Raw genomic sequence first — 578 nt, 5'->3', positions numbered from 1 at the left:
GCAGGCCGGTTTCTTCGCCAATGCAGGGCCGGGCTTCGTGCAGTTCTCCAACGCCACCACCGGTACCGGTCTCTCCACCTCCTGGGTCTGGGACTTCGGCGATGGCAGCACCTCCAACGACCCGCAGCCCTTCCACGCCTACCCCCAGCCCGGAACCTACACCGTCTGCCTCACCGCCATCAGCATCCTCCAACAACCCGGCGGCGGCGTCATCACCTGCGTGGACAGCACCTGCGCGCCCGTCCTCGTGCCCGGGACCAGCAACCCCTGTGACAGCCTCGTCGCCGATTTCCAGTTCAGCGCCCTGGGCACCTATGTGGCCTTTCTGCCGCAGGTGATCGACAACACCTGGAGCTATCAATGGGACTTCGGCGATGGAACGGTCGACTGGGGCCCCAACGTGAACCACGCCTATCCCGGCCCCTCGGTCTTCCAGGCCTGCCTGACCGTGTGGACCTGGGACCCCCTGGCCCAGGACACCTGCTTCGCCACCTCCTGCCAGACCATCGACCTCACCGCCGGTGATCCCTGCGCGCAACTGCAGGCCGGCTTCTTCGCCAATGCAGGGCCGGGCTTCG

The 578-nt window shown here is 66.8% G+C and carries 1 protein-coding gene; it reads left to right on the top strand.

The window, feature by feature from the left end; all coding sequences use genetic code 11:
* The coding region (locus tag JNK74_29680; protein MBL7650344.1) for a PKD domain-containing protein at window positions 1–578 on the top strand (578 nt) is incomplete at both ends.

It is taken from the genome of Candidatus Hydrogenedentota bacterium (genome assembly GCA_016791475.1).
In the GTDB taxonomy this organism is placed as follows: Bacteria; Hydrogenedentota; Hydrogenedentia; order Hydrogenedentales; family JAEUWI01; genus JAEUWI01.
This window is presented reverse-complemented; position numbering and strand designations above follow the sequence as displayed.